General features: G+C 66.0%; 16 protein-coding genes. 10 read left to right on the top strand and 6 right to left on the bottom strand.

Features of this window, described 5'->3' with window-relative positions:
• Position 1: 1 nt before the first annotated feature.
• Both FS388_RS06605 and FS388_RS06600 read left to right on the top strand, forming a co-directional pair.
• Positions 2 to 1,330, top strand: a complete 1,329-nt coding sequence (locus FS388_RS06605) for a Mur ligase family protein (RefSeq protein ID WP_246836135.1) — start codon at positions 2 to 4, stop codon at positions 1,328 to 1,330.
• Positions 1,327 to 2,055 carry a type 1 glutamine amidotransferase gene (locus FS388_RS06600; RefSeq protein WP_146340699.1) on the top strand — a complete coding sequence of 243 codons (729 nt, stop codon included), beginning with the start codon at positions 1,327 to 1,329 and terminating at the stop codon, positions 2,053 to 2,055. Before FS388_RS06605 ends, FS388_RS06600 begins: the two co-directional genes overlap by 4 nt.
• A gap of 4 nt (positions 2,056 to 2,059) precedes the next feature.
• Here the strand turns inward: FS388_RS06600 and FS388_RS13250 are convergent, their stop codons facing one another.
• A complete protein-coding gene (locus FS388_RS13250; protein ID WP_246836134.1) occupies positions 2,060 to 2,389 on the bottom strand; it encodes a cell division protein CrgA in 330 nt (109 codons plus the stop codon).
• A gap of 76 nt (positions 2,390 to 2,465) precedes the next feature.
• Here FS388_RS13250 and FS388_RS06590 point away from each other — a divergent pair, with 76 nt between their 5' ends.
• From FS388_RS06590 to FS388_RS06585, 3 genes are read left to right on the top strand one after another with little or no spacing between them, the layout of a single operon-like run.
• Positions 2,466 to 3,305: a class E sortase gene (locus FS388_RS06590; RefSeq protein WP_168198630.1), complete on the top strand. Its 840-nt coding sequence runs from the start codon at positions 2,466 to 2,468 to the stop codon at positions 3,303 to 3,305.
• Positions 3,305 to 3,472, top strand: a complete 168-nt coding sequence (locus FS388_RS13050; protein ID WP_168198629.1) for a hypothetical protein — start codon at positions 3,305 to 3,307, stop codon at positions 3,470 to 3,472. Before FS388_RS06590 ends, FS388_RS13050 begins: the two co-directional genes overlap by 1 nt.
• Positions 3,463 to 4,098, top strand: coding sequence for an aminodeoxychorismate/anthranilate synthase component II (locus FS388_RS06585; RefSeq protein ID WP_146341903.1), 636 nt, complete (start codon positions 3,463 to 3,465; stop codon positions 4,096 to 4,098). Before FS388_RS13050 ends, FS388_RS06585 begins: the two co-directional genes overlap by 10 nt.
• Before the next feature lie 81 nt (positions 4,099 to 4,179).
• Here the strand turns inward: FS388_RS06585 and FS388_RS06580 are convergent, their stop codons facing one another.
• Complete coding sequence (locus FS388_RS06580; RefSeq protein WP_146340697.1) at positions 4,180 to 4,956, bottom strand: hypothetical protein; 777 nt, start codon at positions 4,954 to 4,956, stop codon at positions 4,180 to 4,182.
• A 147-nt stretch (positions 4,957 to 5,103) separates the two neighbouring features.
• On the opposite strand from FS388_RS06580, the gene FS388_RS06575 reads away from it, so the two are divergent.
• The 3 genes from FS388_RS06575 to FS388_RS06565 all read left to right on the top strand — a co-directional run bounded on the left by FS388_RS06575 (position 5,104) and on the right by FS388_RS06565 (position 7,839).
• Positions 5,104 to 5,637 (top strand): peptidylprolyl isomerase, encoded by a 534-nt coding sequence (locus FS388_RS06575; RefSeq protein WP_146340696.1) that lies wholly within the window; start codon positions 5,104 to 5,106, stop codon positions 5,635 to 5,637.
• 170 nt (positions 5,638 to 5,807) lie between these two features.
• A complete protein-coding gene (locus tag FS388_RS06570; RefSeq protein WP_146340695.1) occupies positions 5,808 to 6,551 on the top strand; it encodes a rhomboid family intramembrane serine protease in 744 nt (247 codons plus the stop codon).
• 55 nt (positions 6,552 to 6,606) lie between these two features.
• A complete protein-coding gene (locus FS388_RS06565) occupies positions 6,607 to 7,839 on the top strand; it encodes a pirin family protein (protein ID WP_146340694.1) in 1,233 nt (410 codons plus the stop codon).
• A 143-nt stretch (positions 7,840 to 7,982) separates the two neighbouring features.
• On the opposite strand, the gene FS388_RS06560 is transcribed toward FS388_RS06565, so the two are convergent.
• Both FS388_RS06560 and FS388_RS06555 read right to left on the bottom strand, forming a co-directional pair.
• Complete coding sequence (locus FS388_RS06560) at positions 7,983 to 9,488, bottom strand: acetyl-CoA hydrolase/transferase family protein (RefSeq protein ID WP_146340693.1); 1,506 nt, start codon at positions 9,486 to 9,488, stop codon at positions 7,983 to 7,985.
• 169 nt (positions 9,489 to 9,657) lie between these two features.
• On the bottom strand, positions 9,658 to 10,779 hold the full coding sequence (locus FS388_RS06555) for a DNA alkylation repair protein (RefSeq protein WP_146340692.1): 1,122 nt from the start codon (positions 10,777 to 10,779) through the stop codon (positions 9,658 to 9,660).
• A gap of 51 nt (positions 10,780 to 10,830) precedes the next feature.
• On the opposite strand from FS388_RS06555, the gene FS388_RS06550 reads away from it, so the two are divergent.
• Entirely contained in the window at positions 10,831 to 11,229 is a 399-nt protein-coding gene (locus FS388_RS06550; RefSeq protein ID WP_146340691.1) for a GNAT family N-acetyltransferase, read from the top strand.
• Positions 11,230 to 11,245: 16 nt separating this feature from the next.
• On the opposite strand, the gene FS388_RS06545 is transcribed toward FS388_RS06550, so the two are convergent.
• Positions 11,246 to 11,617, bottom strand: a complete 372-nt coding sequence (locus tag FS388_RS06545; RefSeq protein WP_146340690.1) for a DUF1801 domain-containing protein — start codon at positions 11,615 to 11,617, stop codon at positions 11,246 to 11,248.
• 375 nt (positions 11,618 to 11,992) lie between these two features.
• Between FS388_RS06545 and FS388_RS06540 the strand changes: the two genes are divergently transcribed.
• A complete protein-coding gene (locus FS388_RS06540; protein WP_146340689.1) occupies positions 11,993 to 13,516 on the top strand; it encodes a SulP family inorganic anion transporter in 1,524 nt (507 codons plus the stop codon).
• On the opposite strand, the gene FS388_RS06535 is transcribed toward FS388_RS06540, so the two are convergent.
• Complete coding sequence (locus FS388_RS06535) at positions 13,517 to 14,023, bottom strand: CinA family protein (RefSeq protein ID WP_146340688.1); 507 nt, start codon at positions 14,021 to 14,023, stop codon at positions 13,517 to 13,519.
• Between the last annotated feature and the right edge of the window lie 124 nt (positions 14,024 to 14,147).

Genomic DNA, 14,147 nt, shown 5'->3' with positions numbered 1-14,147 from the left:
GTTGAGCCTGCCGCATCCTCGCTCCCTCGCCTCCGTCGCTCTCGGCCGCGCCGCCCGCCTGGCCACCAGGTTCCGCGGCGGCTCCGGCTCAGCGTTCCCCGGCCTCGTCGTGGAGAGGGCCGATCCGCACTTCCTCGCCCGGACGCTCAAGCAGCTCCCGCGCGGGGTCGTCGTGGTCTCCGGAACGAACGGGAAGACCACCACCACCAAGATGGTGGTGGAGCTCCTGCGCGGTCAGGGGCTGCGCGTGGTGACCAACCGCTCGGGCTCAAACTTCACCCGCGGCGTCGTCGCGTCCCTGCTGGGCGAGGTCAACGCGTTCGGGAGGCTCCGCGCCGACATCGCAGTCCTTGAGCTCGATGAGGCCCACGCCGTCCACTTCGTCCGAGCGGTTCGTCCCCAGTACTCCCTGCTGCTGAACGTGATGCGCGATCAGCTCGACCGATTCGGGGAGATCGACACCACCGCCGGACTGCTGCGCACCATCGCCGAGCACACCTCCGACGGAGTGGTCCTCAACCGCGAGGATCACCGGGTCGCCGCCATCGCCGACAGCCTCCAGGGGCCGGAGGTGAGCTTCTTCGGGCTCGGGCCGGCCGTCAAGCACCACTTCCCCTCAGACGACGACCTGCACTCCGAGAGCGAGGCCGGCGCCGACGAGTCTCCGGATCACGCGAGCGTCAGCGCCGAAGCGCCTCTCATTCCCGCCGAGGTCGTGCTCTCGGAGCTGAGCCCCGGAGGCGGAACGTTCCTCGTCGGCGGAGACCGGATCAGCACCCAGCTGCGGGTCACCGGGGCGTACAACACCTACAACGCCGCCGCGGCGCTGGCGCTGGTCCGCCAGGCCCTCGGCCCGGACGTGGACTTCAGCAGGCTCATCGAGTCACTGGCCCAGGTGGCCCCCGCATTCGGACGCGGCGAATCGCTGACCGTCCACGGCCAGCCCCTGGACCTCGTCCTGGTCAAGAACCCCGCCGGCTTCAGGCTCGGGCTCTCCAGCTTCCCCCAGCAGGGCACCGCAACGATGATCTCCATCAATGACGACTACGCCGACGGTCGCGACATGTCCTGGCTGTGGGACGTCTCCTTCGAGGTCCTCGCGGACCACGGAGTGGCGGTCACATCGGGCGTTCGCGCCTACGACATGGCGCTGCGCCTGACCTACGACCAGGTCGACGTCGGCTCAGCCGAGCCGGATCTGAGCGTCGCCCTGGCGGCATTCATCGCCGAGAACCCGGACACCCCCAAACGGATCTACTGCACCTACACCGCCATGCTTGCCATACGACGGCAGCTGGCGGCCTACACCGAGGTGGAGGACTTCGCATGAGCCGAGACGTGCACGTCGTTCAGCTGTACCCGCGCGACATGAACATCTACGGGGACTACGGCAACGCCCTGACGCTGCAGCGGCGTCTGGAGTGGTACGGGTACGAGCCCGTGATCCACTCCTACAACCCGGGCGACGCGTTCCCCGAGCAGGCCGACATCCTCATCGGCGGCGGCGGGCAGGACTCCGGGCAGGACCGCATCCAGACCGACCTGCTCGGCATCGGGGACCGCCTGCACCGGCTTGCTGAGGACGACGTGCCGATGCTGATGATCTGCGGGCTCTACCAGCTCTTCGGACACTACTTCGAGACCCGCGAAGGGGCCCGGATTCCGGGCATCGGGCTGCTCGACGTGACCACCTACGGCACGGATCGCCGTCTGATCGGCAACATCGTCACCGAGTCGGAGGAGTTCGGGCGCATCGTCGGCTACGAGAACCACTCGGGCCAGACGTGGCTGGGCAGGGACGCGCAGCCGCTGGCCGCCGTCACCTCAGGGGCCGGGAACAACGACCAGGACGCCCATGAAGGGGCCCGGCACAGAAACGTGCTGGCCAGCTATCTGCACGGCTCGCTGCTGCCGAAGAACCCTGCGATCGCCGACTTCCTGATCGGCACAGCCGTGCGGCGGAAGTACGGCGCCGAACTCGGCGCCGTGGACCATCCCTCCGTGGAGACGCTCACGCAGCGCGCACGTGAGGCCGCCGTCGCTCGTCCCCGCTGAGCGGCTATTTCCACCGCATCAGCATGAAGAAGCCCGTCATGGCGATGCCGCCGCCGATGAGGATGTTCCATCCGCCCGCAGGCTGGATGGGACCCCCGCCGGGGATCAGATAGTAGAGGCATATCCACACCAGGCCCAGAAGCAGCATGCCCACAGCGGTGTACATGTACCACGCGGGAAGCGACTGCTCCTCCGGCTCAAGGTCCTTGAACGCATAGGTTTCGGCGCCGCGCAGAGGGGAGGCGCCGGCATCGTCCGGCCCGGCCTCCGCCTCGGCTGCCGCCCGTTTGGCGGGGTTGCCGCTTCTGCGGCTCTTCTTGGCGTCCTCGGCCACTGGAACTCCCTGCTGAGAATCTGCAATGATCTAGATGATTGTGTCCCGCCATTCTACGCAGATCGAGGCTGCCCCTATGAAGCATGCAGCGCCGTCGCCGCACCTGCCGGCTCAGCACCGGCCCCGTCGGCGACGCTCTGCGTTCTCCATGGTGGTCGGCGGTCTCGGCGAGGTGCTGATCACGGTCGGAGTGCTGGGCCTGCTCTTCGTGGCCTGGGAGCTCTGGTGGACAGGCTTGGACGCTGAGCGGGACCGCGAGGAGTCCGCCGAGGAGTACTACGCCGGGATCGAGACCTACCGCCCCGAGGAGCAGGAGGCGGACTTCGACGTCTGCTACACCCTGGAGGACGGCACAGAGATCGGGTGCGCCCCCTCGATGCATGACCGCGCCGACGGCGTCTCGACGATGGGGATGGCCTATGTGCCGCGCCTGGGCGAGGGCTGGGCCACACCCATCCGGCACGGAACGGGGCCCGAGCAGATCGACCGGGGCGCGCTGGGCCACTACGTCAGCACGCAGATGCCGGATGAGCCGGGCAACTTCGCGCTCGCGGGGCACCGGCAGACCAACGGCAACATGCTGGGCAACCAGGATGACCTGGAATCAGGCGACCGCATCTACATCGAGGTTGCCGAGGGCATCTTCGTCTACGAGGTCGCCGAGAGGGAGGTGGTGCTCCCCCATGAGACCCGCGTGCTGAACGCTGTGCCCTCCCAGCCCGACGCCGAGCCGGAGGCAGGAGTGCTGACGTTCACCACCTGCCACCCCCTGTTCTCGAACACCGAGCGGCTGATCCACCACGCCGAGATCACCGACTTCATCCCCTACGGCGAGCAGGCCCCCCAAGAGATCGACCACCACCTGCAGGCCTCCGGGTGGTACGCAGACCAGCAGCTGACGGCAGGTGAGAACTGATGTACGCGTGGCTGTTCCGCACAGCGCTCCCCGGACCCCTCTGGTTCAGAATCATCCTCGCCCTGCTCGTCGCCGCAGCCCTGGTTCTGCTCCTCATGGAGGCAGTGTTCCCGTGGCTGCACCAGCACAGCCCCCTCAACGACTCGACCCTGGAAGGATCAGCATGACGCGCATCCTGGTCATCGACAACTACGACAGCTTCGTCTACACGCTCGTCGGATACCTGCGTGAGCTGGGGGCGGAGGCTGACGTCATCCGCAACGACGACCACTCCTTGGAGGAGGTCACCCAACTCGCCGCAGAGTACGACGGCGTGCTCATCTCCCCGGGCCCCGGCACCCCCGCCGATGCGGGAGTGTCGGTGGACCTCATTCGCTGGTGCGCTGAGTCCAAGGCGCCGATGCTCGGCGTGTGCCTGGGCCACCAGGGCCTGGGCGAGGCCTTCGGGGCCACCGTCACCCACGCTGCTGAGCTGATGCACGGCAAGACCAGCGCGGTCACCCATACCGGGCATGCCTCGTTCGCCGGCCTGCCGGATACGTTCAAGGCGACGCGCTACCACTCGCTGGCCGTCTCTCCGGAGACCGTCCCTGAGGTCCTAGAGGTCACGGCGTCCACCGAGGATGGCGTGATCATGGGGCTGGCCCACCGGGATGCGCCCCTATGGGGCATGCAGTACCACCCCGAATCCGTGCTGACCGAGGGCGGGTACCGCATCCTCGGGAACTGGTTGGAGTCCATGGGCCTTGAAGGCGCGGCGGCTCAGGCCGCGGAGCTGAATCCGATCCGCTAGCTCCCCGGCGCCTCGGCGGACACAGAGAGAGGGCGGCCCCGCAGATGCGGAGCCGCCCTCTCTCTGCTCGCCTGGCTGCGACTACTCGGTAGCCGGCTTGGGCGAGGGGACCTCAGCCGCGTTGGGCTTGGTGTCCTGGTTGGTCTCGGCCTGCTGAGCAGCGGGAGCCGCGACAGGCTTCTGCGCCTCGGCCTCGGTGGTCTTCACCGGCTCGGGCTTCTTCCAGGGGTCCTCCACGGGCCTGGATGCGCGCCACGCGGCGACTCCGGCCGTCACTCCTGCGGCGACGACGCCGAAGACCAGCAGGGTCTTCTTCCTGCCGCCGGTCTTCGACTGCTTCTTCAGCTCCTTGGAAGCCTTCTTCGCAGCCTGCTCGGAGTTCTTCCGGAGCTTCTTGACGATCTTCTTGTCCCCGGTGGCCTTGATGAGGGCCTTCTCCACACGGGGGTCGATCTCCGCCTTGTGGATGAGCTTGGCCGTCTTGTCGGCATAGCCGGAAAGCTGACCGGCCGCTGCGGGCACATACTTGCTCCGCACGTCGGCCTTGGCACCCTCGTACTTGGACAGAACCTTCTGCAGGTCCTTCTTCGTGCTCTTGGGCAGCTTGTCGTACTGGGCGTAGACGCCGTCGCCTGCCAGTGCCGCCAACTTCTTCGCTTGGTGACCGGCCGCGTAGGCGCCGTCCTCCACTGCGTGCAGCGCGGTGACTGAGGCGTTCTGGACCTTCGGAGCGCTCTTGCGATACGTCCTCTCGGCCCAGTCCGCTGCGGCGCCGACCTTGGGCGCGCACCAGTCTGAGGCTGTCTCACCGCAGGCGAGCAGCTTGTGCTCCCAGCTTGACTTCTTCTTCTTCGCCATGCTTCCTCCAGGATCGGTTGCGCTCTACAGCCTACGTCGTCAACACAGCCAGTTGCTACGACAATGCGATCATGGGAGCAATTCCGGAGCAACTCCCCAGGTTCTGCACAGGCCCCATGCAGGCTCGCTCGTGCGAGAATGGCGGATATGAGCGCAATCGCAACGCACCAGGCAACTCTGAAGACGACGCAGGGCACCATCATCGTGGAGCTCTTCGGCAACCACGCCCCCAAGACTGTCAATAACTTTGTGGGACTGGCGACCGGTGAGATCACGTGGAAGCACCCTGAGAGCGGCGAGGAGAAGGTGAACACGCCCCTGTATGACGGCACCGTGTTCCACCGCATCATCAAAGACTTCATGATCCAGGGCGGCGACCCGCTCGGCCTCGGCGTGGGCGGTCCCGGCTACCAGTTCGAGGACGAGATCCACCCTGAGCTGGACTTCACCCAGCCCCACAAGCTGGCGATGGCCAATGCCGGCCCCGGAACGAACGGCTCGCAGTTCTTCATCACGTCAGTTCCGACGACGTGGCTGCAGGGCAAGCACACCATCTTCGGCGAAGTGCAGGACGAGGAGTCGAAGAAGGTCGTCGACTCCCTGAACTCCGTCGCCACAGACATGCGTGACCGTCCCAAGGAGGACGTGGTCATCCAGAGCGTCGAGATCACCGAGCTCTAGATTCTCTCCCCGTGAGCGTCCCGTCATACGGCAGCTCAGGGAACACGGCCGGTCCGGAGTGCTTCTACCACCCGGGCCGGCCGTCCTATATCCGCTGCCAGCGGTGTGATCGTCCGATCTGCACAGACTGTCAGGCCCCGGCGCCCGTGGGCTTCCACTGCCCGGGCTGCATGGATGAGGCCAGACGAAGCCGCCCGACTCAGCGCACCGAATTCGGCGCCCCCCTCCGTCCGGACGAGAAGCCGTACCTGACCTATGGGGTGATCGGGCTCTGCGTGGTGATGTACCTCCTGCAGTGGACGGGGCAGACGACGGGTCTGAACATCACCGGCTATCTCAGCTATGCGCCGGGGCACACCTCGCAGTGGATCCTCGAGCCGTGGAGGATGCTGACCTCCGCCGTCCTGCACTCCCCGGCCAACATCATGCACATCGGCTTCAACATGCTTGCCCTGTGGATCGTCGGTCGAGTCATCGAGCCCGCCATCGGGCGTCTTCGCTACGGAGCGCTGCTTCTGCTCTCAGCGCTGGGAGGCTCAGTGGCCGTGCAGTGGCTGACCGAGCCGCATATTCCCACCGTCGGCGCCTCCGGGGCTGTGTTCGGCCTCTTCGGTGCCCTGTTCATCCTCATGCGCTCCTCCGGGGCGGAGACCGGCGGGGTCATCGCCCTGGTGGCGGTGAATATGGTCCTGAGCTTCGCAGTTCCGAACATCTCCTGGCAGGGTCACCTCGGGGGGCTGGTCACTGGCGCGCTGGTGGCTCTGGTGATCGCACGAGCGCCCCGCCGAGGCCGCGGGCTGGTTCAGGGCGCAGGCCTGGCGGCCATAGCCGCGGGGCTGGTGCTGCTGGTCCTGATCGGCATCCCCTTGGTGAACCCTCCGCAGCCCGGGCAGAGCCCGATACTCGGTGTGTGAGCAGCCGATGACGACTGTCGTTAAAATTTGAAATATATGGGCGTAGAATCAGTGCATGAGCAACACTGAGACGCAGCCCAAGGAGCAGGTCTGCATCAATGGGCCCGAGGCGTACTACGACTCCCACGGCCGGGCTGACGAGGCCGGCGCGTCGCCCCGGGAGGGGGAGCTGAGCCCGGGCATCAGCGTCGAGCCCTCCGGCGTGCAGCTGCTGGAGCCTCGGGATGTGCCTCTCGGCGGGCCCCGTGCCATGAACGTCCGCCGCACCCTTCCCCAGCGGGCGCGTTCGCTGGTGGGCGCATGGTGCTTCTTGGACTTCTACGGCCCGGATGATCTGACCGAGGCCACGCCCATGCGCGTACCGCGCCATCCGCACACCGGGCTGGCCACATGCTCGTGGCTGTTCAGCGGGCGGGTTGACCACCTCGACTCGGCGGGCAATTGGGCGACCGTCCGCCCGGGGGAGGTCGCGCTGATGAACGCTGGACGCGGCATCAGCCACTCCGAGTTCTCCACATCGGACACCTCCGTGCTTCACGGCGCCCAGCTCTGGTACGCCTTCCCTGAAGAGCATCGCTTCGTCGAGCCCAGCCTCGAGACCCACCGGCCGGACCCGGTGACCGGCGACGGGTGGGAGGCCATCGTGTTCCTCGGCTCCCTCTTGGGAAGCACCTCGCCGGTGCACACCTACATTCCGCTCACCGGCGCCCAGCTGCGCTTGGAGCCCGGCACCAGTCTGAGCATCGATGTGCCTGCCGGGCACGAGCATGCGCTGCTTCCGGTTCAGGGCAGGGTGAGTTTCAACGGGTCGGAGGTCTCGGCCGACCACTTGGCCGTTGTCGACGCCGGCGCTGAGCAGCTGCGCATCACAGCGCACGACGAGCCTGTTCTGGCTCTGCTGATCGGTGGTGAGCCGCTGGGTGAGCAGATCGTGATGTGGTGGAACTTCGTCGGACGGTCCCATGAGGAGATCGCCGCCTACCGTGCCGCGTACCAGGCCGAAATGGGGTTCGAGGCACCGGACCCGCAGTCGCCGCTCTCCCATGCGGCACACGCGGCCTCTTCCTCTGTGGAGAGGGCGTCGCAGGCTGACGGTGTCGAGCAGGAGGTGGACGTCGAGGAGGGCGCCCTGGGCGAACCCGTGTCAGGGACGCTGCGCGATGAGCTGGCCGGCGCCCAGTACGTCGACGGCAGGCCTTTCCCTCAGTTCGGCGACTTTCCGCCGGGTCAGCATCCTCCGCTGCCGGCGCCGAACCTGCCGAATACGCGGATGAAGCCGCGCGGCTGATCACATGTCCACAGGGTTATCCCCAGTTGGGGGCGAATTACACACGTGTAGTTCTCCACACTGTGGATAAAGCCTGTGGATAAGCCGCTGGCCCGAACCCGCAGGGGGTCCGGGCCAGTCAGCCGTCTTCAGGGTGCTTCTGTCTACATGGTGCCGTTCTGCTGGAAGTTGGCGTGCCACGAGAGCGCCTCACCCATCAGGTGGGGCGTGTGCTGGCCCTTGCTGTTCGCCGCCATCGCACGGTCGAAGTAGTCCTGGAGCCGGTCCTTGTAATCGGGGTGCGCACACTTGTCGATGACGGTCTGTGCGCGCTTCCGAGGGGAAAGGCCGCGCAGGTCCGCGATGCCCTGCTCGGTGACGATCACCTGAGTGTCATGCTCGGTGTGGTCGATGTGGCTCGCGAACGGAACGATCGTCGAGATGGCCCCGTCCTTCGCCACCGAGGGGGAGACGAAGAAGTTCAGGTAGGCGTTGCGGGTGAAGTCCCCGGAGCCGCCGATGCCGTTGATGACGGAGGAGCCCATGACGTGGGTGGAGTTCACGTTGCCGTAGATGTCGGCCTCAACCATCGCGTTGATGGCGATGACGCCCAGCCGGCGGATGATCTCGGGGTGGTTCGAGACGTCCTGGTTGCGCAGCAGGATGCGGCCCTTGTAGTTCTCGATGTTGGCGTTGAAGTCTGCGGCCCGCTCCGCCGAGAGGGCGAAGCTGGTGGCGGATGCGGACTTCAGCTTGCCGGCATCGATGAGGTCCAGCATGCCGTCCTGGATGACCTCGGTGTAGGAGGTCAGTCCTTCGAACTCCGAGTTGGCGAGGTTCACCAGCACCGCGTTGGCGATGTTGCCGACGCCGGACTGGATGGGGAACAGGCTGTCCGGCAGCCGTCCCTGGTTGATCTCGTAGCGCAGGAAGTCGACGATGTGGTCGGCCTGAGCCTTGGAGACCTCATCGGCGGGCTTGAAGGGAGCGTTGCGGTCGGGCGCGTTGGTGTGAACCACGGCGACGACCTTCTCAGCGTCCACCTGCAGGTAGGGGGTGCCGATCTGCTGGAACGAGTCGTTGATGTTCAGCGGCTTCCGCTCGGGAGGCACACCGATGCCGGTGTAGACGTCGTGCATGCCCTCGTAGGCGGCGGGCTGCCATTCGTTGACCTCGATGATCACCTTGTCGGCGAGGTCCAGCCACATCTGGTTGTTGCCGACCGCAGAGGAGGGCACCAGCTGGCCGTTGGGGTGGATGGCTGCCACCTCGATCACGGCCACGTTGAGGTTGCCGAACCAGCCGAACTGCAGCTGCTGGGCCAGGTGGCTCAGGTGCGTGTCGACGTAGTCGGTCTGCCCGGTGTTGATGGCGTTGCGCAGAGCCGGGTCCGACTGGAAGGGCGAGCGCTTGCGGATCACACCGGCCTCAGCCATGACGCCGTCCGCGTCAGTGGCCGTGGAGGCACCGGTGTAGAGCTCGATTCCGAACTCCTTGCCGTTCTCCTGGGCATCTTTGCCCTTTTCGGCGAGGGCTGCTGGCAGGCCCTTGGGGTAGCCGGAGCCGGTGAAGCCAGACATTCCGACGATGTCGCCGTCGTTGATGAAGTTGGCTGCTTCCTCAGCGGAAGTGACCTTCTCGCTGAGAACAGGGCACGTAATACGTGTCATGGAGGTCTGCTCTTTCCTGAAGACGGAGGTGTGCTAGGCCATGCTTAGCGCCTGCAATCGTGTGATTCAGACCTCAATATCTTATGTGAAGCAGACCACTTTCACATAACGTCGGTGACGGCCCTGCGGCGAGCGGTCAAAGCTCTCGGTGAGCGGTGGAGGCTGGCCGTCAGGCCTCCTCGAGCACAAAAGTGACCTGCTCGGTGCGCTGTCCGTTGGCCTGCACTGACGCTGCGTGCGGTCCGGGATAGAGCGTGCGGGCATTGACGGGACGGAAGGAGCGGCGCTTGGTCAGCGTCACGCGGGCGCCGGGCTCGAGCATCACCCGCTTGAGCTTGAAGACCTTCGGACGGAGGCTGCCGTCCGCGCCGAGGAAGTGGACGGTGTAGTCGACGACCGCTTCACGACGCTCGTCGGAGACGTTGCGCACTTCCGCGGCGATGGTCAGCGTCTCACCGATGCGCAGGACCTCCGGTGAGACGGTGAGCGCCTCGACGACGACTGAGCGGTCGGGAGTCGCGTCCACCAGGGCCAGGGCTCCGGCGTCCCCGGCCTTGATCAGTGAGCGCAGTCCGTGCCGGACGACCCAGCGCGTCCGATCCGTGGGGCTCTGCTCCAGCCACTGCTTTGCCGCTGAGAGTGCGCGCGCTGGGTTGTCCTTGGAGATGTCGTTGAGACCGTTGGCGACGGACCGGCGCACATAGAGGGACGGGTCGTCGATCAGCTCGGTCAGAACCGCGAGAACCGGTTCGGGGTCCGCTTTGAAGGGCCTGTGGTGGGAAGCCCACGACAGACGCGGTCTGATGCCCTCGGAGGCGAGCCGCCGCACATGGAAGCTCTCTGACTGCGTCCATCGATGCACCTGCTGAAGCGTCAGCTCCTGATGCCCCGCCAGGTAGGGACGGATCGCGTACTCCGCAGTGTGGCGCCGGGTGATTGCGTCGAGCGCCGCCAGCGACGTCTCCGGGTGCTGAAGCCCATAGATCTCGACGAATCGTGCCACCGGCATGAGGAACCAGGCCGAGCTCATGGTTCCCTCGGCGTCGGGAAGCTCCGGGCCCAGGGAGCGCACGAGGACGTCGACAGCCTCCGGATACGACTCCGGAAGCCTGCTCCGGATCCCCTCTGCCAGGACCCGCACGCGGTCCTTGAGCTCGAGGGGACCTACCGCCTCGTCGACCTCGCGCACAAAGCCTTCCGCGTCGAAGGACGGGAGCACGGGCAGGATGCGCTCCGCGAGCTCCCGGGCGCAGTCACCGGTGAAGTGCCTCTTGAGGGTGCTGTCTGTCATGGAGGGCTCATTCTCGCTCTCAGGCATGGAGCTCGGAGTAGTGTGCGTTCTATGGACAGCGTAGAGGTTCGCTTCCGGCCTGCTGAGGAAACGGATCGCGGCTTCCTCGGGCGCATGTTCGAGCTGACGGAGACCGGCGAGCGCACCGCAGCAGGAGGCGCCTGGCTGCGCGCCTTCGCCGCTGACGAGCCGGGCTATGGGTTCGTCGAGGAGCGCTTTTCGGAGCTGGCCATCGCCCTGCTCCCCGAATTCACCGGCCGAGGGCTTGGGCCCTGGCTGCTTCGCGAGACTCTGCGGCATGCGGAAGCCATGGGCCTGCCCGGGGTGAGCCTCTCTGTGGAGGTGGGCAACGACCGAGCCCTGCAGACCTACGAGAGGAACGGGTTTCGCCACATGGGGCTCCACGCGTCCGGCGGCGCGCACACCATGCTCTGCACCCGGGAGGCCTGATCTCGGCCTGACCCGATCAGGAGGTCGGCTCGAATGCAGTCCGCACCACAGCAGCAACCTTCTCCAGCGTGGAGTCATCCAGCTCATCGAGGTACCAGGCGCATGGGCGGAGGGCGGTTCCGGATTCCCGCTCAACGTGCGCGTGCTCGGACAGGCCGAGCGTCATGACGCCGTCGTCGAGCCGGAAGAACACCACGACCGGCGTGCTCCGCCCAGTGGCATAGCCGGGCATGCCGTACCAGAGGCGAGGCTTGAGCTTTGGACCGGCGCTGATGATCGTCTCGTGAAGCCGCGCACCGATCCCCCCATACGGGGCCGGCATGCTGTGAATCTTGCTGAGGACAGCCTGCAGATCCTTCTCGGCTTTGTCCGTCTTGGGTGTGGACATGGCAATCAGCCCTTCTCTCGCGCCGCATTCGCGGCATGGTGAACACAACAGCCCCAGTCAGGGGCGGTTGCGCAATTTCCACCGCGGACGTGTCCTGACCCATGCCAGTCCTCTCCGCGAATGTGTCAGACGAGCACTTCGTCATCGACTGCGCGAGGGCGCTGGAAGCGCCGAGTCCAGAATATCAGGGGCACCCGAGGGTGAGAGATCAGTCACACAGCTTGCAACTCTACCCTTACGTGAGGGTAGTGTTGCTGGAGGTCGCGTGGTCCATGACCCGCTCGAACCGATTCCTTATGGCTGGCGCGCACTGCGGCGCGCACCCACAGATCCTGACCCGGGCACTGCCGTGCCCATGAGACCGAACGGAGATCCATGGCCGCTTCCACTGTCGCGCCGGACGCCGACATGACCCCCGAAGAGCGCCAGTCCGTTCTGCGCACGATCCGATCTCCGCGTCTGCTCAAGACCGAGATCCTGGCCGGGCTTGTCGTCGCCCTGGCGCTCATCCCGGAGGCCATCGCGTTCTCACTGATCGCCGGCGTCGACCCGCGCATCGGCCTTTTTGCATCCTTCACCATGGCGGTCTCCATCGCCTTCCTCGGAGGTCGGCCGGCGATGATCTCCGCGGCGACCGCAGCCACCGCGCTTGTCGTCGCACCTCTTGTGGAGAGCCACGGCCTGGACTATTTCATCGCCGCAGTGATTCTGGCCGGTGTCTTTCAGGTCATCATGGGGCTGATCGGCGTAGCCAAGATCATGCGATTCATCCCCCGCTCGGTGATGGTCGGCTTCGTCAACGCACTGGCCATTCTGATCTTCACCTCCCAGTTTCCCGATCTGATCGGGGTCCCGTGGCTGGTCTACCCGATGGTTGCCTTCGGGCTGGTCGTCATCTACCTTCTGCCCCGCATCACCAAGGTGGTGCCCCCGCCGTTGGTGGCGATCGTGCTGCTGACCGTGATCGGCGTGGTCTTCGCGCTCAATGTGCCCACCGTGGGGGACAAGGGTGAGCTGCCTCAGTCGATCCCCGAGCTGTTCATCCCCAACGTGCCGCTCACGGTGGAGACGTTCCAGATCATCGCTCCCTACGCACTGGGCATGGCTGCCGTCGGTCTCCTGGAATCCCTGATGACGGCCAAGCTGGTCGATGATGTCACCGACACTCGGTCCGGAAAAGTCCGTGAATCCTGGGGTCAGGGCGCTGCGAACATCATCAGCGGCTTCTTCGGCGGCATGGGCGGCTGCGCGATGGTCGGCCAGACCATGATCAACGTCAAAGCCTCCGGGGCGCGCACCCGCATATCGACCTTCTGCGCCGGACTCTTCGTGCTCATCCTCGCCGTCGCACTCGGCGACATCGTGGCGATGATTCCGATGGCCGCGTTGGTCGCGGTGATGATCTTCGTCTCTATCGCAACCTTCGACTGGCACAGCATCAAGCCTTCCACCCTGAAGATGATGCCCAAGTCTGAGACGTCGGTCATGGTCATCACCGTCGTAGCGACTGTGTGGACCCACAACCTCGCCATCGGCGTTGGTCTCGGCGTGCTGGCTGCGATGGTCCTCTTCGCTCGCCGAGTCGCCCACCTGGTCACTGTCGACCGCCGGATCGAGCGCCACTTCGACGAGGACATCGCAAAGTATGAGGTGGTGGGTGAGCTGTTCTTCGCCTCCTCAAACGACCTCTACACCCAGTTCAACTACGCCGAGGACCCCGAGCACGTCGTGATCGACATGTACAGCTCCCACGTCTGGGACGCGTCCACGGTGGCGTCATTGGACGCCGTCACCGAGAAGTACGCCAAATACGGCAAGCGCGTGGAGATCTCCGGCCTGAACCGAGCCAGCGCGGCACTCCATGAGCGCATGGCCGGAAAGCTCGGGGCCGGACACTGATCAGTTCCGCGTCCCTGTCGTGTGCTTCTTCAGCACGGAGCGCAGCAGGCGCAGTGCGTGGAGCTCTGTCTGGGCGAGGATCTCCAGCGGCTCGCCGGAGAAGTGGTGGAGCTCCGTCTCTATGGTGCCGGAGACGCCTGCGGCCAGCCACGTCGTCCCGGGGGCCTGGCCCTCCTGCTGATCGGGGCCGCCGGCGCCGCTCGCCGAGACTCCCGCGTCGGTGCCGAACAGGCTGGTGACCCCTTCGACCATGCTGACAACGGCCTCGCGCGAAATCACTGGTCCTTCCGGGACCCCCAGGACCCGGTGCTTGGCGTCCGAGTGGTAGGCCACCACTCCTCCGGCGAACCAGTCGCCGGAGCCCTTGGCGGCCGCACACTGATTGGCGATCTTGCCGCCGGTCAGCGATTCGGCCACGGCGACGGTCAGCTCCCGCTCGGCGAGGATCGCTCCGACGTCCGCGACGACCTCGGATGCTTCCGCCTCCAGGCGCTCCACGCTTTGCATGACCGTGACCTCCTATACGAGTTGAATCCCCGGGCTGGGCGCCGCACTTCGCGCGAGCGCGCAGAGGTGCGCGCCCAGTGCCAGCCTAACGACGTGGGCTCCCCGGTGATTCCCCGGTCCCGCA

Source organism: Nesterenkonia sp. NBAIMH1 (assembly GCF_007922635.1).
GTDB lineage: Bacteria > Actinomycetota > Actinomycetes > Actinomycetales > Micrococcaceae > Nesterenkonia > Nesterenkonia pannonica.
The sequence above is the reverse complement of the archived record's forward strand: the minus strand, read 5'-3'. Positions and strand labels throughout refer to the sequence as shown.

Bases quoted from the DNA above. Each gene is read 5' to 3' on its own strand.
- FS388_RS06535 (WP_146340688.1), bottom strand. From the start codon at position 14,023: ATGCAAAGCGTGGAGCGCCTGGAGGCGGAAGCATCCGAGGTCGTCGCG.
- FS388_RS13050 (WP_168198629.1), top strand. From the start codon at position 3,305: ATGTACGCGTGGCTGTTCCGCACAGCGCTCCCCGGACCCCTCTGGTTC.
- FS388_RS06550 (WP_146340691.1), top strand. From the start codon at position 10,831: ATGGACAGCGTAGAGGTTCGCTTCCGGCCTGCTGAGGAAACGGATCGC.
- FS388_RS06555 (WP_146340692.1), bottom strand. From the start codon at position 10,779: ATGACAGACAGCACCCTCAAGAGGCACTTCACCGGTGACTGCGCCCGG.
- FS388_RS06570 (WP_146340695.1), top strand. From the start codon at position 5,808: ATGGATGAGGCCAGACGAAGCCGCCCGACTCAGCGCACCGAATTCGGC.
- FS388_RS06600 (WP_146340699.1), top strand. From the start codon at position 1,327: ATGAGCCGAGACGTGCACGTCGTTCAGCTGTACCCGCGCGACATGAAC.
- FS388_RS06545 (WP_146340690.1), bottom strand. From the start codon at position 11,617: ATGTCCACACCCAAGACGGACAAAGCCGAGAAGGATCTGCAGGCTGTC.
- FS388_RS06560 (WP_146340693.1), bottom strand. From the start codon at position 9,488: ATGACACGTATTACGTGCCCTGTTCTCAGCGAGAAGGTCACTTCCGCT.
- FS388_RS06575 (WP_146340696.1), top strand. From the start codon at position 5,104: ATGAGCGCAATCGCAACGCACCAGGCAACTCTGAAGACGACGCAGGGC.
- FS388_RS06540 (WP_146340689.1), top strand. From the start codon at position 11,993: ATGGCCGCTTCCACTGTCGCGCCGGACGCCGACATGACCCCCGAAGAG.
- FS388_RS06590 (WP_168198630.1), top strand. From the start codon at position 2,466: ATGAAGCATGCAGCGCCGTCGCCGCACCTGCCGGCTCAGCACCGGCCC.
- FS388_RS06565 (WP_146340694.1), top strand. From the start codon at position 6,607: ATGAGCAACACTGAGACGCAGCCCAAGGAGCAGGTCTGCATCAATGGG.
- FS388_RS06580 (WP_146340697.1), bottom strand. From the start codon at position 4,956: ATGGCGAAGAAGAAGAAGTCAAGCTGGGAGCACAAGCTGCTCGCCTGC.